The 24,099-nt window shown below is 52.7% G+C and carries 24 protein-coding genes; 10 read left to right on the forward strand and 14 right to left on the reverse strand.

What is annotated here, in order from left to right:
- Positions 1-17 precede the first annotated feature (17 nt).
- Positions 18-1,958 (forward strand): dynamin family protein, encoded by a 1,941-nt coding sequence (locus Hfont_RS03415; RefSeq protein WP_181666409.1) that lies wholly within the window; start codon positions 18-20, stop codon positions 1,956-1,958.
- The gene (gene mutY / locus Hfont_RS03420; protein ID WP_112990807.1) at positions 1,959-3,143 is read left to right on the forward strand and encodes an A/G-specific adenine glycosylase; all 1,185 of its coding nucleotides are present in this window, start codon (positions 1,959-1,961) and stop codon (positions 3,141-3,143) included.
- Positions 3,144-3,146: 3 nt separating this feature from the next.
- Here mutY and Hfont_RS03425 read toward each other — a convergent pair whose 3' ends face one another.
- From Hfont_RS03425 to Hfont_RS03440, 4 genes are all read right to left on the reverse strand, one after another.
- Positions 3,147-3,770 carry an LON peptidase substrate-binding domain-containing protein gene (locus tag Hfont_RS03425; protein WP_112990808.1) on the reverse strand — a complete coding sequence of 208 codons (624 nt, stop codon included), beginning with the start codon at positions 3,768-3,770 and terminating at the stop codon, positions 3,147-3,149.
- A 72-nt stretch (positions 3,771-3,842) separates the two neighbouring features.
- A complete protein-coding gene (gene rapZ, locus Hfont_RS03430) occupies positions 3,843-4,706 on the reverse strand; it encodes an RNase adapter RapZ (RefSeq protein WP_112990809.1) in 864 nt (287 codons plus the stop codon).
- A 146-nt stretch (positions 4,707-4,852) separates the two neighbouring features.
- Positions 4,853-5,791 carry an HPr(Ser) kinase/phosphatase gene (gene hprK, locus Hfont_RS03435; protein ID WP_112990810.1) on the reverse strand — a complete coding sequence of 313 codons (939 nt, stop codon included), beginning with the start codon at positions 5,789-5,791 and terminating at the stop codon, positions 4,853-4,855.
- 64 nt (positions 5,792-5,855) lie between these two features.
- Positions 5,856-6,329 carry a PTS sugar transporter subunit IIA gene (locus tag Hfont_RS03440; protein ID WP_112990811.1) on the reverse strand — a complete coding sequence of 158 codons (474 nt, stop codon included), beginning with the start codon at positions 6,327-6,329 and terminating at the stop codon, positions 5,856-5,858.
- 607 nt (positions 6,330-6,936) lie between these two features.
- Here Hfont_RS03440 and Hfont_RS03445 point away from each other — a divergent pair.
- The 6 genes from Hfont_RS03445 to Hfont_RS03470 all read left to right on the forward strand — a co-directional run bounded on the left by Hfont_RS03445 (position 6,937) and on the right by Hfont_RS03470 (position 12,367).
- Entirely contained in the window at positions 6,937-7,695 is a 759-nt protein-coding gene (locus Hfont_RS03445) for a glycosyltransferase family 2 protein (RefSeq protein WP_112990812.1), read from the forward strand.
- Positions 7,696-7,775: 80 nt separating this feature from the next.
- Positions 7,776-8,444 carry a COG4648 family protein gene (locus Hfont_RS03450; RefSeq protein ID WP_112990813.1) on the forward strand — a complete coding sequence of 223 codons (669 nt, stop codon included), beginning with the start codon at positions 7,776-7,778 and terminating at the stop codon, positions 8,442-8,444.
- A gap of 62 nt (positions 8,445-8,506) precedes the next feature.
- Positions 8,507-9,403, forward strand: coding sequence for an LpxL/LpxP family acyltransferase (locus tag Hfont_RS03455; RefSeq protein ID WP_112990814.1), 897 nt, complete (start codon positions 8,507-8,509; stop codon positions 9,401-9,403).
- 70 nt (positions 9,404-9,473) lie between these two features.
- Positions 9,474-10,277 carry a polysaccharide deacetylase family protein gene (locus Hfont_RS03460; RefSeq protein WP_112991682.1) on the forward strand — a complete coding sequence of 268 codons (804 nt, stop codon included), beginning with the start codon at positions 9,474-9,476 and terminating at the stop codon, positions 10,275-10,277.
- A gap of 60 nt (positions 10,278-10,337) precedes the next feature.
- On the forward strand, positions 10,338-11,546 hold the full coding sequence (locus Hfont_RS03465) for a beta-ketoacyl-[acyl-carrier-protein] synthase family protein (protein ID WP_112990815.1): 1,209 nt from the start codon (positions 10,338-10,340) through the stop codon (positions 11,544-11,546).
- Entirely contained in the window at positions 11,543-12,367 is an 825-nt protein-coding gene (locus Hfont_RS03470) for a beta-ketoacyl synthase chain length factor (RefSeq protein ID WP_112990816.1), read from the forward strand. Before Hfont_RS03465 ends, Hfont_RS03470 begins: the two co-directional genes overlap by 4 nt.
- 140 nt (positions 12,368-12,507) lie before the next feature.
- Here Hfont_RS03470 and Hfont_RS03475 read toward each other — a convergent pair whose 3' ends face one another.
- Positions 12,508-13,521 (reverse strand): chorismate transformation FkbO/Hyg5 family protein, encoded by a 1,014-nt coding sequence (locus Hfont_RS03475; protein WP_241522995.1) that lies wholly within the window; start codon positions 13,519-13,521, stop codon positions 12,508-12,510.
- Between the two features lie 150 nt (positions 13,522-13,671).
- On the opposite strand from Hfont_RS03475, the gene Hfont_RS03480 reads away from it, so the two are divergent.
- Positions 13,672-14,364 (forward strand): alpha/beta hydrolase, encoded by a 693-nt coding sequence (locus Hfont_RS03480; RefSeq protein WP_112990817.1) that lies wholly within the window; start codon positions 13,672-13,674, stop codon positions 14,362-14,364.
- A gap of 34 nt (positions 14,365-14,398) precedes the next feature.
- On the opposite strand, the gene fabG is transcribed toward Hfont_RS03480, so the two are convergent.
- The 9 genes from fabG to ilvA all read right to left on the reverse strand — a co-directional run bounded on the left by fabG (position 14,399) and on the right by ilvA (position 23,322).
- Positions 14,399-15,118 (reverse strand): 3-oxoacyl-ACP reductase FabG, encoded by a 720-nt coding sequence (fabG, locus tag Hfont_RS03485; RefSeq protein ID WP_112990818.1) that lies wholly within the window; start codon positions 15,116-15,118, stop codon positions 14,399-14,401.
- Complete coding sequence (locus Hfont_RS03490) at positions 15,115-15,603, reverse strand: hotdog family protein (RefSeq protein ID WP_112990819.1); 489 nt, start codon at positions 15,601-15,603, stop codon at positions 15,115-15,117. The genes fabG and Hfont_RS03490 overlap by 4 nt, the downstream gene beginning before the upstream one ends.
- Complete coding sequence (locus Hfont_RS03495) at positions 15,600-18,092, reverse strand: MMPL family transporter (protein WP_112990820.1); 2,493 nt, start codon at positions 18,090-18,092, stop codon at positions 15,600-15,602. Before Hfont_RS03495 ends, Hfont_RS03490 begins: the two co-directional genes overlap by 4 nt.
- On the reverse strand, positions 18,089-18,691 hold the full coding sequence (locus Hfont_RS03500; protein WP_112990821.1) for a LolA-related protein: 603 nt from the start codon (positions 18,689-18,691) through the stop codon (positions 18,089-18,091). The genes Hfont_RS03495 and Hfont_RS03500 overlap by 4 nt, the downstream gene beginning before the upstream one ends.
- A complete protein-coding gene (locus Hfont_RS15175) occupies positions 18,684-18,974 on the reverse strand; it encodes an ApeI family dehydratase (protein WP_181666410.1) in 291 nt (96 codons plus the stop codon). Before Hfont_RS15175 ends, Hfont_RS03500 begins: the two co-directional genes overlap by 8 nt.
- Positions 18,971-20,353 (reverse strand): AMP-binding protein, encoded by a 1,383-nt coding sequence (locus Hfont_RS03505; protein ID WP_241522996.1) that lies wholly within the window; start codon positions 20,351-20,353, stop codon positions 18,971-18,973. The genes Hfont_RS15175 and Hfont_RS03505 overlap by 4 nt, the downstream gene beginning before the upstream one ends.
- Before the next feature lie 48 nt (positions 20,354-20,401).
- Positions 20,402-20,698: a phosphopantetheine-binding protein gene (locus tag Hfont_RS03510; RefSeq protein ID WP_112990822.1), complete on the reverse strand. Its 297-nt coding sequence runs from the start codon at positions 20,696-20,698 to the stop codon at positions 20,402-20,404.
- 222 nt (positions 20,699-20,920) lie between these two features.
- Positions 20,921-21,760 (reverse strand): NADPH-dependent 7-cyano-7-deazaguanine reductase QueF, encoded by an 840-nt coding sequence (gene queF / locus Hfont_RS03515; RefSeq protein WP_112990823.1) that lies wholly within the window; start codon positions 21,758-21,760, stop codon positions 20,921-20,923.
- Positions 21,761-21,771: 11 nt separating this feature from the next.
- Complete coding sequence (ilvA, locus tag Hfont_RS03520) at positions 21,772-23,322, reverse strand: threonine ammonia-lyase, biosynthetic (protein WP_112990824.1); 1,551 nt, start codon at positions 23,320-23,322, stop codon at positions 21,772-21,774.
- A gap of 132 nt (positions 23,323-23,454) precedes the next feature.
- On the opposite strand from ilvA, the gene Hfont_RS03525 reads away from it, so the two are divergent.
- Positions 23,455-23,943 (forward strand): YqaA family protein, encoded by a 489-nt coding sequence (locus Hfont_RS03525; protein WP_112990825.1) that lies wholly within the window; start codon positions 23,455-23,457, stop codon positions 23,941-23,943.
- The last annotated feature ends 156 nt before the right edge of the window (positions 23,944-24,099 follow it).

The raw sequence follows: 24,099 nt of genomic DNA on the forward strand, positions 1-24,099 counted from the left end.
ACTATAAAGAGGTCCATGTGAGTAATCTGGTGCAAAAATTTCAGCAATACAGCAGCTGGCGCGATGACGTCAAGAATTCGCTGCTGCGCTATCGCGATTGCGTGAATACCATTGATTTGGCAGATGGGGCCAGCGATCAGCGCTTTATGAATATGCTGACACGCCTGAGTGAAGATAAATTGTCGATTGCCTTTGTCGCTGAATTTTCGCGCGGAAAATCAGAGCTGATCAATGCCATCTTCTTTGCTGATTACGGACAACGCATTTTGCCGACATCGGCTGGTCGCACCACCATGTGCCCGACCGAATTGCTGTACGACGAAACCTTTCCACCATCCATACGCCTGTTGCCCATCGAAACGCGCGCCGAAGCGCAATCGACCAGCGATTTCAAATCGCAGAATCAAGTCTGGACCGTGCTGCCACTGGATACCTCATCCGGCGACGGCATGCTGGAAGCATTCAAGCAAGTCAGCCTGACCAAGCGCGTGCCGGTAGAAGAAGCCGCACTGTATGGCTTGTATGACGAAACCGACCTCGACATGGCGATGGGCGTGGATGAAAACGGCATGGTCGAAATCTCGCAATGGCGACATGCGATCGTGAATTTCCCACATCCATTGTTGCAGCAAGGTTTGGTCATCATCGATACGCCGGGTTTGAACGCGATCGGTACCGAACCTGAGCTGACCTTGAATCTGATTCCCAACGCACACGCTGTGCTGTTCATTCTTGCCGCTGATACCGGTGTGACCAAAAGCGATATCGAGATCTGGCGCAATCACATAGGCGGTACGGGCGCAGGCCGCCTGGTCGTATTGAACAAAATCGATAGCATGTGGGATGAATTGCGTTCGCCGGCCGAGGTGGAAGATCAAATCAATATGCAGGTCAGCAACGTGGCGCAAACGCTGGGTATCGCGGAGCGGCAAATATTCCCTGTGTCTGCGCAAAAAGGTTTGGTCGGAAAAATAAATCTGGATGCACCGTTATTGGCGAAGAGCCGTTTGCCTACTTTGGAAAGTGCCTTGTCGCAAGAACTACTGCCAGCGAAGCAAGACATTATTCGCGAACAGCTGATGACCGAAGTCAAAGAGTTGGCGTCCTCCAAGCATGCATTGCTATCGTCGCGTTCGCGCAATGTGGTCGAGCAACTGCTTGAGCTGAAAAGTTTGCGTGGCAAGAATCAAAACATTCTCGATCATATGATGAAGCGCATCGATCTGGAAAAAACTGAATTCGATGGCAGCCTCTTCAAATTACAGGCCACGCGTTCGGTGTTTGCGCGCTTGTCGAACGAAGTATTCACCCATCTTGGCATGGGCGTATTGAAAGAAAATATTCGCCATACACGTGATGCGATGGAAAGCAGTAAATTCTCGGCGGGTTTGCGTCTGGCAGTGAAGGATTTTTTCCAGCAGGCCTTGATCAACCTGAATCAGTCTGCGCAAAAAACTGATGAAATCGGCGAGATGATGTCGGTCATGTATCGTAAATTTTCTACGGAGCACGGCCTGGCATTATCGGCGCCGATGCCGTTTTCTCTCGAAAAATACATGAAAGAAATCGACATGATCGAAAAGCTGTACCACAAGCAGTTTGGTGCAGCGACTATCCTGACTACACCGCAAGTCGTGTTGATGCAAAAATTTTTCGACTCGATCGCATCGCGCGTCAAGCAAAGTTTTTTGCAAGCCAACCGCGATGTGGAAGCCTGGTTGAAGGTAGTGATGGCACCGCTGGAAGCGCAGATAGGCGAGCATAAACTGCAATTGAGACGTCGTCGCAAATCCATAGAAAAGATTCATTTGGCAACTGATAGCCTGGAAGAAAAAGTGCAGGCGTTTGAACAAATGCAAACCGACCTTGATGTGCAGAAAACCGAATTGAAGCGTCTGGAAAATGAATTGAAAGCCGCGATTCTGGCGCAGCTGGGTTTGTATAGAGCAGCGGCCTAGATGAAGCGTGTAGTCAATGAACAGCAGGCTGTTGCAGATTCCTCAGGTCAAAAAACAAACGCAAAAAAACTGGCTGCAAAGGATGTGCATGCAGCCAATTTAGCCGATCCATCTTTTTCAAAAGATGTGATCGACTGGCAAAAGCAACATGGACGTCATGCCTTGCCCTGGCAAAATACGCGCGATGCCTATCGCGTCTGGTTGTCCGAAATCATGCTGCAGCAGACCCAGGTCGCGGCGGTGATTCCTTACTACCAGCGTTTCCTGCAAACATTTCCCACCGTAGAATCGCTGGCGGCAGCACCATCTGAAGAAGTGATGGCGCACTGGAGCGGACTCGGTTATTACTCGCGTGCGCGCAATCTGCATAAATGCGCGCAGGCGATAGTTGCGCAGCACGCCGGCGTATTTCCTGGCGACCCCGTCATTCTCGAAGAATTACCCGGCATAGGCCGTTCTACTGCAGCGGCGATTGCTGCATTTTCTTATGGCACGCGTGCAGCAATCCTGGACGGTAACGTCAAGCGCGTGTTTGCACGCGTGTTCGGTGTTGAACGTTATCCCGGTGAGAAAGCCGTTGAGAATGAAATGTGGTTGCGCGCAGTAGCCTTGCTTCCGGCAACTGGCGTTGAAGCGTACACCCAGGGTTTGATGGATCTGGGCGCGACTTTGTGTACGCGCAATCGACCATCGTGCAATCGCTGCCCGCTGGCGCAGCGCTGTATTGCCTATGCGACGAACAGAACCAATGAGCTGCCGATACGCAAACCGAAAAAGGCAGTGCCGGAAAAGTCTACCGTGATGTTGCTGATTATCGATGATGATCAGATATTGCTGGAGCAGCGTCCCGACAAAGGTATTTGGGGCGGTTTGTTGTCCTTGCCGGAAATAGATGCGGCACTGGAGCCGGGCAATGCAGACTTCGATGTTGCGTTAATGCGTGCAACGGCAGCGTTTGGTGTGCCCGATTCGGTGGAAAAACTGACTGAGTTTTCACATACCTTCACGCACTTCAAATTGCACATCACGCCGTATCGGATAAGTCTCGCGCGTCGTCTGAAAATTGCGGGGCAGAGTAGTCACAACTGGTATCCGCTGCACCGAATGGCTGTTGCGCCTTTGCCTGCGCCCGTCAAGAAATTATTGTTAACGCTTGTACACGAACCGGATCTGCTGTCTGAATAGATTTCAGATGATGTGATGCTGTTGCAAATACTGATCAATGATCGTCAAACGAATCTGCGGATCATCCAGTTCCAGTAATTTTTGCTTTGCCTTTAACGGTATAGGCAATATTTCACTCCATCGATCCGCTACCCAACCAGCATCGTTCAATTGCAATGTTTCTGCGAATGGGTTTTCAAAATCCGCTCCGTGTTCGGCGCGCCCTTTGCTGTTGATGTCGTGGATTACGATTTCCAGCGTGTTGGCGCAGGCTGCATGCTCTTTCTTTATCTCGCTGCTGATGTTTTCCAGCATGTCAACGCGCGCCTCCAGATGTTGATCCTTGTGTGAGCGTGTTTCGAGTATGCGAAAGCGTGCACTGCCTTGCGTACGCAATAGCAATACGCCTAGTTGCGGCGCATCCCAGTTCGTGATGTGAGCCAGACAACCTACCGTTTCCGGTTCTGCTGCAACGCCGATTTCTTGCCCCGATTTGATCAGGACGACGCCAAAGGGCGCGTCCTTTTTCATGCAATCGCGCACCATATCTATGTAGCGCGTTTCAAAAACCTTGAGGGGCAGGATGCCGTCAGGAAAAAGGACGGTGTTGAGCGGGAACAGCGGAAGCCAGTTTTCGTTTTCAGGCATGATGGAAGCGGAGCAAGGTGAGAGTTGCGCGCCTACTTGCAGAAGTTCACGCAACGGAAATTTTTTATTGCATCAGTCGAGTTCGCGGTGACGCACTAATACATGTTCAACCGGCCGGAAATATTGCGCCAGTTGTTCAACGATATAGACCGAGCGATGTTGACCGCCTGTGCAGCCGATCGCAACCGTCAGGTAGCTGCGATTATCTTTCTTGAAAGCCGGCAGCCATTTTTCAACAAAGCCGCGAATATCCGCGATCAATTCGGTGGCATCTGTTTGCGCCTGTAAAAAGGCTTGTACCGGCGCATCACGGCCTGTTAGTGGACGCAGCGTGGCATCGTAATGCGGGTTCGGTAATGCGCGCACATCGAACACCAGATCGGCATCGAGCGGTACGCCAAATTTGAACGCGAATGATTCGAATAGCAAGGTCAGTGGCGCATGTTCGCTCGCCACCAAGCCTTTGATCCAGGCGCGCAATTTGTTGGCGCTCATGCCTGAGGTATCGATGACGTGACCGATTTCCTCCACGCCAGCGAGCATTTCGCGTTCTTCGCGTATGCATTCGGTCAGTGTGCTGGAATCGGCGGTATTTTGATTGCTGAAAACGCGATGTGATAGCGGATGACTGCGGCGGGTTTCAGAAAATCGGGCGATCAGCGAATCGGTTTTTGCGGTCAGGAAGAGAACCTTGACCTCATGCCCTTGCTCACGCAACCAGGTGATATCGGCGGGCAAACCGAGTAATGAACTTGCGCTGCGCGCATCCATCGCGACGGCCAGCGTGTCAGTATGTTCTTCGCCGCAGGTGGCAACCAGTGCGCGCAATAAATTCGGTGGCAGATTATCGACGCAAAAATAACCCGCGTCTTCGAGAACTTTGAGTCCGACAGATTTGCCGGAGCCGGAGATGCCAGTGATAAGAATAATCCGCATGGCATCATCATACCGCAAGCTGGCAGGGGCTACAAAATGGGGTAATGAAGGGCGTTTGAGCTTGAGATATTCGAGGCGTCGGGAATAAGCGGCGACGATGAACTACAGCGATAAAGAACGCAGATGAATGTTGACTGCAGCTTCTGTTATTCGTCGCTTTCCATGGCTTTTTGCTGACGCAGTATGAAGTCTTTCAGTGTGTCGATGCCGCGTAACTGGAGAATGGTATTGCGTACTGCAGCTTCCAGCAAAACAGCCAGATTTCGACCAGCTTCAACGGGGATCACTACTTTGCGTATCGGCAAGCCGAGAATTTCTTCACTTTGCGCGAGCGGCAGGCGTTCGTAATTTTCTTCCAGCGTTGTACGACGAACCAAATGCACGATCAGCTTGAGACGCATTTTGCGACGGACTGCAGTCTCACCGAAGATGGTACGGATATCGAGCAGACCCAGACCGCGTACTTCCAGCAGATTTTGCAGCAAGGGCGGGCAACGACCCTCAATCATGTGCGGCGCAATGCGAGCAAATTCCACTGCATCATCAGCTACCAGGCCGTGATTGCGCGAAATCAATTCCAGGCCGAGTTCGCTTTTTCCCAGGCCTGATTCGCCGGTGATCAATACACCTACGCCCAGCACGTCCATAAACACGCCGTGCATCGTGATGCGCTGTGCCAGTTTTTTGGAGAGATAGACGCGCAAATAATCGATGACTTGTGCGGCAGGCAGCGGTGTCGAGAACAACGGAATATTTTTCTCATCACAGATCGTCATGATGTCTTCCGGTGTTTCCAGACCTTGCGCGATGATGAATGCCGGCGGTTTTCCTGCGACCAATTCTGCGCCTTGGGATGCGCGGGATGCTGAGGAAAGACGTTTGTAATATTCGATTTCCTGATGGCCGAAGATCTGGATACGGCCCGGATGGATCAAATTCAAGTGACCGACCTGATCGGCTGCGGAAGTCGCATCGCCGGAAATCAGTCGCTCGCCACCCGGGAATCCGGCGAACCATCCCAACTGTAACGATTCACGATTGTCGTCGTAAAGTTGTTGAATGGTAAGCGGGGTCGATAATGGCATGGTGTGCGTAAGTGCTTAAACTAAGAACGGAAACGGATGCGTGCAATAGAAGCCGGACGACAGCTTAGTTGGAACCTTGAAGGCTGGCTTGCCATGTGATCAAACGTGCATGCACCGCGGCTGCGTCTTCTGTAGTCGACAGCAAGTTGCGGAAAGCTTCATCGGAAAACATTTCTGCCAGTTCGGACAGAATTTCCAGATGTTGTTGCGTGACGTTGTCGGGGATCAGCAGGAAAATCAGCAGGCTGACCGGCTGTCCGTCTGGCGATTCAAAAGGAATCGGCTGGGCCAGGCGAACAAATGCTGCCAGTGGCGCTTTCAATCCTTTGATACGGCCATGCGGAACTGCGACGCCATGACCTAGGCCAGTCGAACCGAGACGTTCGCGCGCGAAAAGGTTCTCGGAGACGACCGAACGGGCGATGCCGCAATTATTTTCAAAAATCAAACCGACCTGCTCAAATGTACGTTTTTTGCTGGAGACATCCAAGTCGAGCACGACATTGCTGGGAGGGAGAATCTGGCTTAAATGGTTCATGGTGCGATGCACAAGAAAGGGCTCTGGCGGGAATTATAGGCCTATTTTTTGCGATAGGGCCCGAATCTGGAAACGCAATCGAGCGACACACCGGATTGTTGTTCAATAACCCCATTCTGCCGCGCCTGCTTGCATTTCTAGCGATGTTGTTTTTTAAATCAATGAATTCTTGTTCGGTCCGATCAAATTGTCGTTCATGTCGCGTGACTGATTTACCATCTCATTTTTTGCTTGCTCCAATGTGAGCGTAGATTTTCAAGAATGTAGGTTGGTATATTGCGGCATTAACGAAACTTAAAGTGCGTGGGTACTCAAGTTATAATTCACGAATGGGCGCGCTCTAGTTCTTGTTACATCTTGGTACGCTAAAGCACATAAGACAAGTACAAATTATTGTATGGTAATGGCTTGAACATAAAGCTGCGCAAGGCGAAAATCAATAATGTTTTTCAATATCACGCCATGACGCATCTGATCAGCAAATATCATTGCATGCGTGCAATTTCCTGACTTTCTTTTTAGTGACTTGCATGAAGAGCATCGCAAGCCCATTTATCCTATTCCTCCGTTGAATTGTCACGTTAATTTCAGTCAGGTAGCGCCCCGCATGCAAGCATCGTCAACACATCTTGTCCTTATCCCAAGCTATAACCCCGGCGCAACAGTTTATGACACGGTAGCATCGGCGCGAGCATTCTGGAATCCGGTGTGGGTGGTGGTTGATGGCAGCACGGATGGATCGGCGGAGAAATTGCAGCAGATGGCTGGGCACGACGAGGGGTTGAAGATTATCGTGCTACTGCAAAACAGCGGCAAGGGTGCGGCGGTACTGCACGGCATGGAGCTCGCGCTACAGCAGGGCTACACACATATTTTGACGATGGATTCGGATGGCCAACATGATGCGACGATGATCCCTCGCTTCATGGATGAATCAATACGGCAGCCGGACGTAATGGTATTGGGCGTGCCGATCTTTGATGCGAGCGCGCCGAATGTACGTGTGCAGGGTCGCAAACTTTCCAACTGGTGGGCGAATCTGGAAACCTGTTGGGCCGGTATCGGCGATTCGCTGTTCGGCTTTCGTGTTTATCCGATCAAGCCTTTGTGCGACATCATGCATACCCATCATTGGATGCGCCGGTTCGATTTTGATCCCGAGGCTGCGGTGCGCTTGTGCTGGCATGGCGTCAAGCCTATCAATATCAAGACCAAGGTGAAATACCTGAAGCCGGCGGAGGGCGGGGTATCTCATTTCAATTATTGGCGTGATAACAAGTTGTTAGTGTGGATGTATACGCGCCTGTTTTTCGGTTTTTTACCGCGTCTGCCGAAATTGCTTTGGCGTAACCTGACATCAATCTAAGCAGTGATATGCACCTGCGACGCCAGTTGAAACCATTTATTTGCGGCTTCAAGCCTACTATTGTGTGAAGTGAGGCATCGATGTCCGTTGTCAAGATTTTGCTGGTGATCGCATGCATCATTGTCTACATCTGTGTGAGCCATGGCGCACTGGTGGCAGATGACGTGCATAGTATCTGGCGTCAGGTTGCGATGTCGATGTTGCTCTTGCCTATCGCTGGCATTGCTTGCTGGGTGGCAGTGGCATTTTTGAAACGGCTTGGACTGTGTGTGATGTGGCGTTGCCTGTGCGGCATCGCGCTGGCAATCGCATTGGTAACGATGATCGTCCATTTTTGGCCGATCTTGCTGTCGCGGCTGGATCGCATTTACCTGGTTGAGCATATTGCTACCAATATGATGCTGTGCTGGTTTTTTGCGCATACGCTATTTGGCGGACGTACGCCGATCATCACCACACTGGCGCGTTCTATTCATCCTGACATACCGGATAATGTCGTGCGGTATACGCGCACGGTAACGTTGGCGTGGGCGCTGTTTTTTGTGGTGCAAATTCTGCTGTCGCTGCTGATTTATTATGCGGCACCTATCAGCGCGTGGTCGTTATTCGCGAACGTGCTCAACTGGCCCCTGGTTATTCTGATGTTTGCAGCGGAGTATGCATGCAGAAAACGGGTCAATCCGGATTTTCAGCATGCCACAGTCAAGGAAAGCGTTGCCGCCTATTTCAATAACAAACGCAAGGTTTGATGTACTTCTCGCATCTATAATTTTGTGCTTGAAAATCGTTACTATTCGGGAAAACAAAGTTTATGCCGCAGGATTGGACTGACAAAAAAGAAGGCGGCCACTTGTTTCTGTTGCGCATCATGGTGTGGATCGCAAGAGTGTTGGGACGCCATGTCTCGCGGATGCTGTTATATCCAATTACCTTTTATTTTTTTCTGAAAGATGGCGACTCGCGTCGCATCTCGGCGAATTATCTAGGCAAGGTGTTAGGTCGAAAGCCGCATCTGCATGAAGTGTTCAGCCATCTTCTTACTTTTGCACGGGTATTGCTGGACCGGGTTTATTTTCTGCTGGGGCATGCGGAAAAATTCGATATACGCGTGATTGACGATGCCTATGTTGCAGAAGAGGCATCGCTGCGCAGCGGCGGCGTGTTCATGATGGGTGCGCATTTGGGCAGTTTCGAAGCAGCGCGGTTGATATCTCGGCGCAAAGAGGATTTAAAGCTGGTGCTTTTGATGTACGAGGAAAACGCCAGAAAAATCAGTGCATTGATGACCGCCATTAATCCAGCCGCGCAGCAGGAAATTGTGCCGCTGGGAAATTTGAGTGCGATGCTGACGGTCAGGGACAGGCTGGCCGAAGGCAGCATCATTGGCATTCTCGCCGATCGCACGCTCAGACATGAGAAAAATTACACAACATCATTTCTTGGGGCGCCGGCAGATTTTGCGCTTGGGCCGTTCAAAGTGGCGGCAATGATGCGTCGGCCTGTTTTTGTAATGGCTGGTTTGTATTGCGGCGGCAATCGCTACGATATCCATCTGGAAAAAATCGCCGATTTCGGCGTTACCGGAAATAGTGAACAGGCAATCGAAGCGGCAGTCACAAAATATGTGGCGCGCATCGAGCACTTCACCAGGCTGGCACCGTATAACTGGTTCAACTTTTACGATTTCTGGCAGGAGCGCGGCGAATGATGAGGGCTATTACTTCCCGCTATGATGGTGTCCGGGTTTCCCGGCGAAGTATCGAGTAAATACGATCATGATGCAAAATCAAAAATGGCAAGCTAGTCCGCTCCTGAAGGCTTCTGCAGCACTGCATGTGGGCGCAGCTGCGTCCGCATTGGTGTGGCCAGGCTCGATAGGATTTGGCATAGCCAGTGTGATTGCCAATCACGTCGTGCTTGCATCGGCCGGCCTGTGGCCGCGCAGTTCGCTGCTCGGGCCTAATGTATTGCGCTTGCCGCACGGACGGGATGAAATTGCGCTGACCATAGACGACGGTCCCGATCCCGAGGTGACGCCGCGCGTGCTGGATATCCTGGCGGAGAAAAATGTTCGTGCGACCTTTTTCTGTATCGCTGCAAAGGTGAAAAATCAGCCAGCGCTGGTGTGGAGAATCGTTGACGAAGGGCACCACATCGAGAATCACAGCATGCAGCACCGTCATTATTTTTCGATGATGGGGATGGGCGGCATCAAGAGGGAGCTGGTGCAAGCGCAGCAGGTTATTGAAGACGCGACCGGCAGACGGCCGCAGTTCTTTCGCGCTCCAGCCGGCTTGCGTAATCCTTTTCTCGACCCCGTGTTGCATCAACTCGATCTGCGCCTAGTCAGCTGGACGCGGCGAGGTTTCGATACGCGTATTCATGACGCAGCGAAAATTACGCAGCGCCTGTTAGCGAATGCCAAAGCGGGAGATATCCTGTTGCTGCATGATGGCAATGCGGCACGCAGCAAGAATGGGCAAGCGGTTATTCTGGAAGTTTTGCCTCAACTGATAGACCGCTTGTCGCAACAGAATTTACGTTTCGTCAGTGTCGAAGAAGGCATGCGTGCCGACTGCTGATGCACTGTTTCTTTAAACGTAAGTGAGTGAATCCCATTTAACGCAACGATTTTTTGCCGTATGCAAACTCTTGAATTAAAAAGCTATACCTTGAGCACCTGCCTTGGCCTGGGCGTCGCTGCCAACTGGCAAAAATTATCGACGCAACAGGGCGGCCTGAAACCTTGCGATTTCGAGACTGTGAATTTGCCTACTTTTATAGGCGAGGTTCCGGGTGTCGATGCAGTGGTTTTGCCGTCAGTGCTGGCAGATTTCGATTGCCGTAATAACCGCCTGGCGAAACTGGCGCTGGAACAGGACGGTTTTATCGACGCCGTGCAGCAAGCGCAGAGGCAATACGGTTCTGATCGCATCGGTCTTTTTCTAGGCACCAGTACCTCGGGCATTCTGCAGACCGAGCTTGCTTATCGGAATAGAGCAATCAGCGATGTGGACGGAAGCCTGGGTGCATTGCCGGCAGATTTTCATTACGAACAAACGCACAATACGTATTCGGTAGCGGCGTTTGCAAGTGCCTTTCTTGGTTTGACCGGACCGGCATTAACGGTATCGTCTGCATGTTCGTCCAGTGCAAAAGTATTCGGCAATGCGGCGCGCATGATAGAGGCCGGCTTGATCGATGCAGCGGTGGTCGGCGGCGTAGACAGTTTGTGCCTGACCACGCTGTACGGTTTCAATTCATTGCAATTGCTTGCGCCTGCGCCTGCGCGACCGTATGACGAAGGCCGCAATGGCATTTCAATTGCAGAAGGCGCGGCATTCGTGTTGCTGACCAAAGCACAGGAACAACCGCCGACAGGAACGATACTGTTGCATGGCGTCGGTGAATCCAGCGATGCACATCACATGTCGTCACCGCATCCGGATGGTTTGGGCGCGCAACTAGCGATGACGGCAGCACTCAATGCCGCCAGCCTCACGCCAGAACAAATCGGATACATCAATCTGCATGGCACGGCCACGCCGAGTAACGATGCGGCAGAAGGCAAGGCGATACATGCAGTATTCGGTAATTTGACGGCTTGCAGTTCGACCAAAGGTGCAACCGGCCATACGCTGGGCGCGGCGGGTAGTGTGGAAGCCATTATCTGTGCGATGGCGATGCAGCACGGTGAAGCACCGGGCGGTATCAATACAAAAAAAATCGATGTCGAATTCGATATTGACTATCTGCTCGCCAATCGGCGTATACCGATCGACTACGCGTTGAATAATTCATTCGGCTTTGGCGGTTCCAATTGCAGCCTGGTTCTGGGGATTGCACGATGAGCGTCCATGTTTATATCGACGCTATCGGTGCAATCGGCCCTGGAGCAAACAACTGGACGGAATGGCGTGCGATTTTGCAGAACGATGCCGCTTATCAGGCAGTGAAAACAGTCGTGCCGGTATTGAATGTGTTGCCGAGCGCGGAACGCCGCCGTGTCGGTTCTGCGGTCAAGCTTGCACTGGTCAGTGGTCTCGAAGCATTGGCTGCGGCAAGCATTGATCCGCGCAGCATGACGACGGTATTCAGTTCATCCGGTGGTGATGGCGATAATTGCCATCTGATTTGCGAGGCGCTGGCAAGCGAGGATAGATTGATTTCGCCGACGCGTTTTCATAATTCGGTGCATAACGCGCCGTCCGGTTACTGGGGAATCGCCAGCGGGGCGATGCTGCCTTCCACCAGTGTGTGCGCCTACGATGCAGGTTTTGCGGCAGGCTTGCTGGAAGCGGTCGTGCAATGTTCTGTGGAGAAAAAACCGGTGCTGCTGGTCGCCTACGACGCGCCTTATCCAGAACCCCTGTATGCCGCCCGCCCGACCATGGATCAGTTCGCAATCAGCCTGCTGCTCAGCCCGGATGTCACTGCGCACAGCATGGTTGGGATTGATGTGTGCCTGGACAAGGCATTGCCGACTGTGATGCATGCGTCTACCCTCGAAAGCGTCCGTCTCGGTATTCCCGCTGCGCGTTGCCTGCCTATGATGCAGGTATTGGCGCGCTTGCCGGATATGCATTCCGGGACGGAGCCAGCTTCCGATGTTTATCTCGAATACCTCAATGGCAATACGCTGCACGTAAAATTCCTGCCAGTGAAAGCCTGAACAATACGATTAATCCAGTTGTGGTTTTCCATAACGCTTGATTGTTATACACAACAAAAATCGGCTCTGGAAACTTCACATTTTCAGAGCCGATTCTTTTTACATTTACATTCATATTCACACAGCGTACGGCTTGCGGACTATTGCAGTTCTGCCGAACCTTCAATCTCGACCAGCAAATCGGAGCGGCATATATCGGCTTGCACGTACGATGCCTTTACATGAGGGCCGATGCGGTGCTCGAGAATTGCGCGCACCTGTGGGAAATGTGCAGGGTCGCGAATATAGACGATGTAATGCAGGTCGGTCATATTGAATTTCGTCGCTGTCTTCCTGTCTGCCTCATCCAGTACGGCGGCGATGTTCTCGATCGATTCTTCGGTCTGCGCGCTTACATCGCCGGCATGCAGGGTTTGATGGCCAACGATGCTCGCCGTGCCGGATAAAAACAGCATGCTGTTGCCCGCTACTGATGCCATGCTGGCGCGGGAAAAAAGCGGGCTGCGCGGGCCGTATTCTGCCGGATAATCGTAGGCGCTTATCTGGCGCGGATTTTCAATTGCCAGCGTAGGCGTGCGTCCGGCGAGAAATGCAACCATCAACGGCCCGCCAGTTGTGCCTAATGCGCAGGCTGCAGGCACATTGCCGGCGATGTGCTGGTCGTTGCCGATAAATGCCTGTTGGCGACCGAGATTGAATTGACGGTAGCGTTCAAGATCATGACTGATGCCGTTGATGTCAGCGATGTAATTCCAGAATCGCAGCACATACGGAAAATTCTGCGCTTTCAGCATGGCAAAGATTTTTTCGTATGCTGTTTTGCTTGCGGCTTGCAGTGGTGTACTGCCGGGATCACCGGAAAATTCAGACTCATTCAGCGTGATGACGCCGAATAAAATGTTGTCATTGAATCGAAAGTGCAACTGGTCGCTTTGTCCTGCTTGGGACTGGTCGGTGCTTTGAAAGAATTCGTACAGTGCGCTTTGTCCGCCCAGACCAGGCATTGCTACATGTGCAAAAGTCGAAGCTGCATCGAAGTCGCTTATATCCGTGAGTGTCTGTTGTGAAAAATAAAGCGCGCCGAGAAGAGTATCGGTAGCGTGATTGTCGACTGGCGACGATATCAACGCATTGCTGTAAAAGACCTTAAGCATTTGATTCGGGTTTCATGTTTGTTGCATTCGCATGGGTAGTGATGATTTTTCGTTACATCTGCAGAGCCTGGTAATGATGGCTGCCTTGTAGAATGAATATTCTGAAAAATTGGCTTGGCCTGTCTCTCACCCCTACTTTTTGTCGAATGTATGACTACAGGTATTGTTAAAAGCAAGCTGGATGTTATTGAGGATACGCTGCCTTGTAAAGCGATGGTCACTACCTTGCTTGTTTTATTGCCAGGCGCATACGACACCCCCGATGATTTTGTGCGGAATGGTTTTGTCAGCGCATTGCGAGAGCGCAATATTGCTGCCGATATTGTTATCGCAGACATGCATATTGCCTACTACACAGCGGAGCTGATGCTTGAACGTTTGCACCAGGATATCGTCCTGCCTGCACGGCAAAAAGGTTACGCACACATCTGGCTGATCGGTATTTCGCTTGGCGGCTATGGATCACTGCTGTATGCGCGTCAACATGCAACCGAGGTCGACGGCTTGTTCCTGATGGCACCTTTCCTCGGCAACCGCAGTTTGCTGGCTGAGATTGGAAAGTTATGTCTGAGCGAATGGCAGCCAGGCGAAGTCAGTGCGCAGGATGGAGATCGCCGATTGTGGGCGTGGCTCAAGGGTTATAGCGAACAGGATCAGACGGGGCTGCCGTTGCTGTATATCGGTTATGGAACCGAGGACCGCTTTGCCGGCAGCAATCGGACTCTGGCCAGAGTGTTGCCGGAAAATCAGGTCATGACGACTGATGGCGGGCATGAGTGGTTGCCGTGGCAACGATTATGGATCGATTTCCTGGATCGAAAAATCCTGCCGCGATGTGACTGAAACAAGCCGCGAATTGCCGATTTCCGTATTCGATTTAAATCATGCCGCCGTTGATTGAAATGATCTGGCCGGAAATATAAGCGGAGTTCGGCGACGCCAGAAAGCCGATCAGGTCTGCGACTTCTTCCGGCGTACCGGCGCGCTTCATCGGCACCATATTCTGTATGGCCTTGTCGTCGAATGCATGCTCGATCATGTCGGTGGCAATGATGCCGGGCGCGACGGCATTGACGGTAATGCCGCGGCTGGCCAGTTCCAGAGCCAGCGATTTGGTGGCGGCATGCAACGCGCCTTTGGCTGCTGAATAATTCACCTGTCCACGATTACCTGTCAGTGCAGCGATCGACGATACATTGATGATACGGCCCCAGCGCGTGCGTATCATCGGCATCGTCAGCGGTTGCGTCACGTTGAAGAAGCCGTGCAATGAGACGTCGATCACATCGTGCCATTGCGCACTCGACATGCCGGGAAACACGGCATCGGCATGAATGCCTGCATTGTTCACCAGTACCTGGATAGGTGCGATTGCAAGCAGTTCTTCCAGCACGAGCTTGCTCGCTTCTGCGTTGGTGACATCGAATACGGCAACTTCGGCACTGCCGCCGGCAGCGAGGATGGCATCACGTACTGCGGCTGCTTTTTCCATGCCGCGATTGGCATGTACGATGACGTGCATGCCGTCTGCCGCCAGTCGTTTGCAGATAGCCGCGCCTATACCGCCGCTGCCGCCAGTTACCAATGCGCGTTTCATGATGCTGTTGCTCCGATATTGTTGGCGACCATTGCCGCGTCTATGATGATGGTAGCGCGGCCTTCGAGCAAGGGTTGCTGCGTATCGTTGCCGCGTAGTGAGAATTGGTAGAGGATGCAGTTCGGCTCGCTATGCGTGCAGACAACTTCGATCTGCAGCGCTTCCTGCAAGTCGTCCAGGCGTGCCACATGCAGAGTCGTATTGCGTACGCTGGCGAGAAAACCTGCTTGCGGTCGCTTCATGTCTGCAGCGCCGGGCTGCGATGTCGCCAGCAAGGCGCTGTGTACGGCCATGGCTTGCGCCGCATATTCAATTCCGTTGGCAGCGCCGAGCCAATCATGCGCACGCAATGGATGGTCGGCTGCGGTGTGGCTGGTGGCGATGGCGATCATGCGTTCACTATTCCAGGATAGGACGTGATCGAGCAGGCACATGCTGCCTTGATGCGGAATATGCGCAGCAATCCATTGCTTGTCGATGTTCATGCCGCTTCCTTGTTTTTGCTGCGTGCATCTGCATTGCTGCCGGAATAAATCGCCGAGAACAGCAATGCCAGCACGACACCGATACCAACCGTGACGCCGATTGCATTAAGCACCGGCACACTGGAAAACCCAAGTACGCCAAATCCGATGACGGTGGTGATGTTGGCGAAAATGAGTGACGCGAGCGTGGTTGGCTTGATTTGCGAAATCGATGTTTCCACACCGCTGACCGGGTCTTTTACGATGACTGTAGCCGGTTGCGCAAAGAATAGTGCGTAGTTGGAGCCGACTGCAACAATCAGCAGCAAACCTATCAGATGCAGTATCGTCATGCGCTGTCCGCTGATGGCAAGAATTGCCGCGACGGTCAGCACCGCGCCAATCAGTGGCACCATGACACGCGCCAGTCGGGCTGCAGAACGCAAATTGAAGGCGAGCAGCACGATCATTGCCGACAGGCCGCACAGAGCCAGCAAAATGGCTTCGTGCATATAGCCGCGATACAGCTTGTTGGTTTCGGTTTTCAGATCGATGAAGTAAGCCTGCTGCACGCCGGACTTTTGCAGGGCTGCTTGAATCTGCTCCGCGTCTAGCACTTGCTCGCTGGCAGCGGTCAGTGGCAGTAAGCCACTCGCTACGTCACGCTGTTCGATCAACAATGAGTCGGTCGCCAGCGCCATCGATGTTCCTGCCAGATCCTTGCGCGTCAACAATCGGGTATTGCGACTTTCATCTTGTGCCGCCGTGCCGGCAAGCTTGTCAATGGATGTGAGGAACGGTGCCAGCAACGCAGGCTTGAACGGCAAGCCCAGAGTCGCCTGATCGAGTCGCTGTTTCAGCGTCGCAGCATCCGGCAGACTGGCAATACGAGCGTTTTGCGTGGCCAGACTGGGCAGATAGCGGGTGGGCGTTTCAAATGCGGTGAGCACATGTTGTTCGACCAGGGTGTCAAGTTGAACGGAAACTTTTTCGGCGGCTTGCAAGACGTCTTCTACCGTGCGTCCCTTGACGACAACCAGGTAACGCACGTCGGGTGCGCCTATATCCTTGCGCAAATCTGCGTCCAGTTGCTGCGCGGCTTTGCTGACCGGACTCAAGGCGCTCAACTCAGGTTGCCACAGGTGATCGCGGTTTACCCAAAGAATCGTGCAAGACATCAGTACGATGACGAACAAAAGTTTGCGCAGGCGTTGCAAGTGGTGCAGGATTTTTTGTGCGAACAAGCCGATATGGGTCAGGTCCCGCACCATAAAATTGACGGGTAGCAAAGAAGGCAGCACGAAGCGCGTGACGAATGCGGCGGAGGTAAGGCCAGCAATCGTAAACAAACCTAACTGCGCAAGTCCGGGGAAGCCCGAAAAAAGCAGACAACCGAAACCAGCCATCGAAGTCAGTACTCCGAGGCGTATCGTCGGCCAGGATTTTTTCGCCCAGTCTGCGCTGTTTCTGGCGCTACCGGACTGGATGAACAGATAGATGGAATAGTCGATGGCCTCGCCAATCAGCGTGGTGCCGAAGCCCAAGGTAATGCCATGCACGGTGCCGAATCCCATGCTGACGGCAATCGTACCGGCGAGAACGCCGCTCAGTACCGGCATCAGCCCCAGCATCACTGCGACGCCAGAACGATAGACGGCGAACAAGATTGCCATGATCAAGGACGCACTGATGATTGAAAACAGCAAGGCTTCATCGGCGATCGTATTGCGCGCATTGACGCCGAACACGCCGGGTCCGGTCAGGACGATGCGCGTATTGACAGCTTGCGGTTCTGTCGCTGCGAGTTCGGTTTTGGCTGCTTCGAATTTTTCCCGGATGTGCTTGATGGCTGTTTCCTGGCCATCGGTATCGGAGCCTAGCGCATGCGTCTGTGCAATCAGTAATGCGCGTTTGCCATCCTGCGCGGCCCAGACGCCATGCATTTTATTCGGTTGGCGGCCACCATTGAATTGGCCCAGAAGCGTCGCCATCTCGCCGGTCGGGTCTTGCGGCAGTACATCCTTGACGAACAAGCCGGCTGGCGACGCCAGCAGATCCAGTGTGTCGTTCAACGCCGTGCGCAAACCTGCGACGGTAAATCGTTCCGGAGTGATTGCCGGACTTAGCAGATAGCGGTTGTTGAACAGGTAGGCGCGATCCTTTTCCTGATTAACCGGTTCACCGTTATTGACGGAAATGAAGTCGTCATTGCTGCGCATCTTTTTTGCCAGCGACTTCGACAGCGCGGCATGGGTGCGCGCATCGCCGCCTTCAATGCCAGCCAGAATCAAGCGCGATACCATGCCGTCGCGTAGTTGCTCGACCAGCATTTGCTGTTCCTGGGTCGGATTGCGCGGTAAAAAGGCGGATAGATCGGCGGTAAATGATGTGCGGAACAACAGACCGGTTCCTGTCAGGACCAGCAACAGCCAGATGACTATTGCGCGCCAGGAACGATGAGGCGTCACTGGTGCCGGATCTGGGGCAGACTTGCTTTCTTCAGGAGTCATGGCGTGATTTTTTCGATCGTCGTTACCGAGCGATCACCATCAGCCTGCAATACTTCGATTTCCTTCACAGCGCCATTGGCGCCGCTCAAACGGATGCGTGTCACCTTTTGCAAAACCTGTGAGGTGCTTGGTGTCAGCGACAGTGTCCATTTTTCGCGCGATCCCTGCAATGCCACGATGTAATTGAACTCAAGCGATCTGCGATCGCCGGCCAGCGTAGCGCGCACGCTTTCGATCAATGCAGCGAGTTCCGGCGAGTCATCGAGTTGCATTGAGTATTTGTTGCGGCCGCGCTCCAGCACTAGCGTATTGCGATCAAGCAGCATGCTTTCCGGCTTGGGTTTGAGGGTGCGTTTCTCAAGCCGGTCGGGTGGCGTGTAAATCATTTCTCCCGATGATTCGACTGGTCTATCCAGTGCGGCGATATATTTTTTTTCAGTAAAGTTGACCTTGGCTGGTTTGGCCTGGGCCAGCGCCGCCATCAACTGATCCATGGTCCATTCGGCTGCATGGCCGGTGTTGCATGCTAGTGCGAGAAAAAGAATGCCTATCGTATGCCCAAGCCCGAGGCGGCTATTTACAGCGATTGCGTCATGCATGAAAAACTCCTGTGGCCGCAACACGCTGTTGATCCATGATGTCGAATTGAACGGTGCCGCTGGCATTCATTTCGTAGTGCAGAATCAGATGCGTATCGGGAAGTACCGGGTTTAAAAATTTCAGATTCCTGATCTGACAATGCTGCAGATCCAGTTGCAGCTGAGCGGCAATTGCATGCAGCGCCAGATCGAGCAACACGACGCCGGGGGTAATCGGCATGCCGGGGAAATGGCCGGCAAATGAAGGATGATCGGGTGGAATATGAAGTGTCAGTGTGTTCATGCGACGTCCGATGATGCCGTGATATTCAGCTTCTGCATGAGCTCGGCAAGTACGGCATGCGGTAGTTTTCCCGTATCGTTACGCGGAAGATGTGCAACCTTGTGGATGGGACGAGGCATGAAGGCGGGATCGATTTTTTCACGCAGGATTGCAGTGATCTCGCTGATTTTCAGCGTTGGTGCAACGACGAAAGCTGTCAGTCGCGCGACTTCGCCGGAGATTTTTTCCGGCGGCATGTAGAACGCGCCGTCTTCTACACCTGGGATCGAATTCAAGTGATGATTCAGATACGCCAAGGAACTGCGCTTGCCAGCAATATTGATCAGGTCGCTGAGGCGGCCATGCAGCAGAAAGCGTCCATTGCCCGTCATTTCAATTGCATCGTTCATCGGCATGGCGGTTTCTACATGACCGCCTGAGATCCACATGCGTTGATCGGACTCGTCAGCTTGCAGTCCGCGTGCCATTTTAAGATTTGGATATAGCGACCATTCCGCCGATTCTGTAGGCCGTCTTGTGGCGATTTGTCCGGTTTCAGTGCTGCCATAAATTTCACGTAACGGCGCATTAAATGCCTGTTCGGCTTCACGCGCCAGTTGGGGTGAGAGTGGCGCGGTGGCGGAAACCATCATTTCAATTTTCGGTAATGGCAATGACGCACCGAGCAGCGATCGCAGGTGGATGGGCGTCGTGATGAGGACGCGCGGTTCCGGTACCTGCGCCAGAGAATTGCAAATATCGGCCGCATAAAACGATGGCCCGCTCGTCAGCGAAAATCCGTTTATCAGCGGCAGCAACACAGTCGACTCGAAGCCGTACATATGCTGTGCGGGTACGGTACCGACAATGCTGTAATTTATATCGGCCTGCAAGCCAAGCTGTACCGCTTCCATTTGGACATTACGTACCAGTGCGCCCCAGGTTTTGCGATGGGCAATCGGCACACCGGTGGAGCCGGACGTAAAAACATAGGCAACAAGTTGCGTTTCGGCTATGCGAGGAATCGAAAACACGTGCCTTTCAGCGCGAGAGAAAAATGCAGCAGGCGGATAGGGCGTTTGTGGCAGGGCAATTGCACAATCTGCCTGATCGGTCAGGCAGGTAGCATCCGGCGCAAAGGCTTGCAATTGCCGGATCGTTTCCGCTGTGCGGGTGGATGGCAACAGGCTGACTTTGCCGGCGACCATGCTAGCGCACAGGGTGACGAGAAAATGATAACGATCGTGACAGTCGTTCAGAATATGCCGGTTATCAGGCAAGGTCGAAATCAGGTTGCAGACATCATTCAGGAACTCTGCAGCGGTGACGGCGATGCCATCGCACCATGCAATGATTCTGTCAGGAGACGTATGACCTAATAGTGGAATAAATGAAGTCAAGGACGCGCATCCTTTAATGTCGGCATGGCCAATACGCGACCACGCATGTCATTGTTTTTTGTTGGCGGCAATATGCTCAACCAGAGAGCGCAGGGAGCTGAAAATTTTCTGGTTGTCTTCATGATCGGCGCGCAACTGGATGCCGTAGTTTTTTGACACGACCAATGCAACCTCGAGAATATCGATCGAGTCGAGGCCGAGGCCGTCGCCATAAAGAGGCTCATCAGGGCTGATAGTCGCGGGATCAAGATCGAGATTGAGTGCATGCACAATCAGTTTTGCGACTTCCAGTGTGAATGTGTCGTTGCTGGTGTCGGTGGAAATAGTCGTGATCGGGTTAGACATTTAATTGCTCATCTTCAGTAATTTTGAACCGGCGCTGATTATATATGGATCGAATGCCGGCTCTGGCTAAAAAACGGTCGCACAAGTCTGGCGGGCATGTTGCTCATCGCACCATGCCGAGAATATCGGGTCGTGTGCCGCGGATAGGTAATAGAGTGTGAAAATTCTAATAAGTTGCGGATTTGCCAGGGTGGACGCACATGCAGCAAGCAAATTCCTGTTCTACTGCCGAGCGTTACGCGCGTTGGATGGCTGGCCTGTGCTGAAATTGCTGCGCCACGGATTGATGTCCAAACCACCCCTGCGTGTATAGCGCGCGTAGACCGCCAGCTTCTGTGGTTTGCACTGACGCATGATGTCCATGAAAATGCGTTCTACACATTGTTCATGAAATTCATTGTGTTCGCGAAAGCCGATCAGATACTGCAGCAAGCCGGCTTGATCGATCGCGCCGCCTACATATTTGATCTGAACGCTGGCCCAATCCGGTTGGCCGGTGACCAGGCAATTCGATTTCAACAAGTGCGACACCAGAGTTTCTTCAATTGCCGGTTCGTCTTTGGCCGACGATAGCAAGGACACATTCGGTGAATATTCGCTTACTTCGATATCCAGTCTATCCAGCAACATTCCATCGAGTTCTCCCATAGGTACTTTGGAAAAATTCTCCGGCAGCGTCAGCGAGATTTGTACGGGCGCGCCGAAACCGTTGCTCAGATCCTCGCGCAGCAATTCAAGTAATGCTTCGGTGCCGCCTAGCTTGGTTTGATTCAGTGAATTCAAATAAAGCTTGAAGGACTTCGATTCGACGATATTCGGCGAATCTGCCGGCACAATGATTTTCGCCATCGCCACTTGCGGTTTGCCGCGCATATTCAGCCATGACATTTCATACGCGTTCCAGATATCAACGCCGAAAAATGGCAAGGTGCCGTTGCTCAAGCCGAGTTCATCGCGCTTGTACTGGCGCGGAATTGCAAACAGCAAGGACGGATCGTAATGCGCCTGGTAAGTCGTTGGCCTGCCGAGCGGTGATTCATCTGGTTTGAATGGTGCAGTCATGGCGCAGATGTTTACAGAAACAGTTTGTAGGCGGGATTGTCGGTTTCATCCCAGTGACGATAGCCCAATCCGGCAAGCGAGGCGCGGAAGGTTTTCATTTCTTTTTTCGGTACTTGTATGCCGACCAGAATGCGGCTGACATCGCCACCTTCATTGCGGTAGTGGAACAGGCTGATATTCCAGTGCGGCGCCACGCTGTCGAGGAAGCGTATCAAAGCACCCGGGCGCTCCGGAAATTCAAAGCGATACAGCAGTTCATTCTGGGTCAGATCACTCTTGCCGCCGACCAGATGACGGATATGCCCTTTGGCGAGTTCGTCATGCGTCAGATCCAGTGTTTTGAATCCGTGTTTTTCGAAACGCTTCGCGATCTTGCCCGCTTCGTCGCGATCGGCGATTTGCAGGCCGACGAAGATGTGCGCCTGCATGGCATCGCTGAGGCGATAATTGAATTCGGTCACGTTGCGTGGACCGACCAGTTCGCAAAACCGCTTGAAGCTGCCACGTTCTTCGGGAATGGTTACGGCAAACACGCCTTCGCGCGCAGCACCGACATCGGCCATTTCAGCGACAAAGCGCAGGCGGTCGAAGTTCATGTTGGCGCCGCTGGCGATGGTGACCAGGGTTTCATTCTTGAGTGGCTTCTTGTCTGTCTGCGCACGTTCTATATACGCTTTTGCACCGGCGACGGAAAGCGCGCCGGAAGGCTCCAGAATGCTGCGCGTATCCTGAAAAACGTCCTTGATTGCGCTGCACACTTCATCGGTGCTGACCAGAATGATGTCGTCGACATATAGTTTGGCCAGACGGAAAGTTTCTTCTCCGACCAGCTTGACGGCGGTGCCGTCCGCGAACAGGCCGACGTCTGTCATCGTCACGCGACGATTGCTTTGAAGGCTGCGCGCCATCGCATCGGAATCGACGGTTTGCACGCCGATGATCTTGATCTCCGGTCGTACTGCCTTGACGTAGGCCGCAACGCCGGCGATCAGGCCGCCGCCGCCGATGGGAACGAAAATCGCATGGATAGGACCGGAATGCTGGCGCAGGATTTCCATGGCTATCGTGCCCTGGCCGGCGATGACGTCCGGATCGTCGAACGGATGGACGAAGGTCAGCTTGAGTTTTTTCTCCAGTGTCAGTGCGTGTTGGTAGGCGTCCGAGTAGGAGTCGCCGAACAGCACGACTTCACCGCCACGCGCTTTCACTGCATCGATCTTGACCGAAGGCGTGGTGGTTGGCATCACGATTACGGCGCGGCATCCAAGTTTGGCGGCAGACAGGGCAACGCCTTGTGCATGATTGCCGGCCGAGGCGCAAATCACGCCGCGTTTCATTTGTGTCGGTGGCAGATTGGCCATCTTGTTGTATGCGCCGCGCAGCTTGAAACTGAATACGCTTTGAATATCTTCACGCTTGAAATAAATCTGGTTGCCGAAACGCTGCGACAGCGTTGGTGCCAGTTCAAGTGGGGATTCCACGGCAACGTCATAAACGCGCGCGGTGAGGATTTTCTTCAGGTAGTCGGTAGTCATAGCGATCGATGTGATTGGCACAGTCATAAATTTGAAACGACCTTGTGCAGCCGCTCATTATAATGGACGGCTTTTTGTGATGCCGCATTCCTGCAGCTTTCTTCTTAAATAGCGATCACTGGCCGGGATAGCTGATTTGAAACATACACTTGCGAAAACATGATTGAAACCAGCATGCAATGGTTGTTGACGGTTCTGGCTGGGTCTGAGGTCGGGCTGTCTTCGGTGTTCATCATCAGTCTGATATCGGCCACTTTGTTGCCTATGGGCTCCGAGCCGGCGGTTTTTGCCGTCATCAAAGCCAATGCGGCTTTGTTTTGGCCGGTAATTCTGGTTGCCACCGCTGGCAATACCTTGGGCGGTGTGATTAATTACTGGCTGGGTGCCGGGGCAAAGAAGATGTTCGCAGAAGAACGACAAACGCGCTGGTTCAGCTGGTTGCAGCGTTTTGGCGCAAAAACCATGTTGCTGGCCTGGTTGCCGGGCATCGGCGATCCGATCTGCCTGCTGGGTGGCTGGTTGAAATTACCATTCTGGCCTTGCGTGGTTTACATGGCGATAGGCAAGTTCTTGCGCTATGTGACCATAAGCTGGTTGCTCTTATATGTGCCGGATGGTTTTTGGCAATACATGATCAAATTGTTTTGAGCGTATCGAGAATGTGTGGCAATCGCCGGTTCATGCGTGATTGCGCCGCGTATTGATGGGATAAGGCTGTACCACTTTTGCCATTTTCACTGCGGTTTTCCCTGCACGCAGTTCGGGCGTGTTGCACTGCAATCAGCTAAAATGTGTATTTAGCGT

The sequence above is a fragment of the Herminiimonas fonticola genome, from assembly GCF_003293745.1.
Lineage (GTDB): Bacteria > Pseudomonadota > Gammaproteobacteria > Burkholderiales > Burkholderiaceae_D > Oxalicibacterium > Oxalicibacterium fonticola.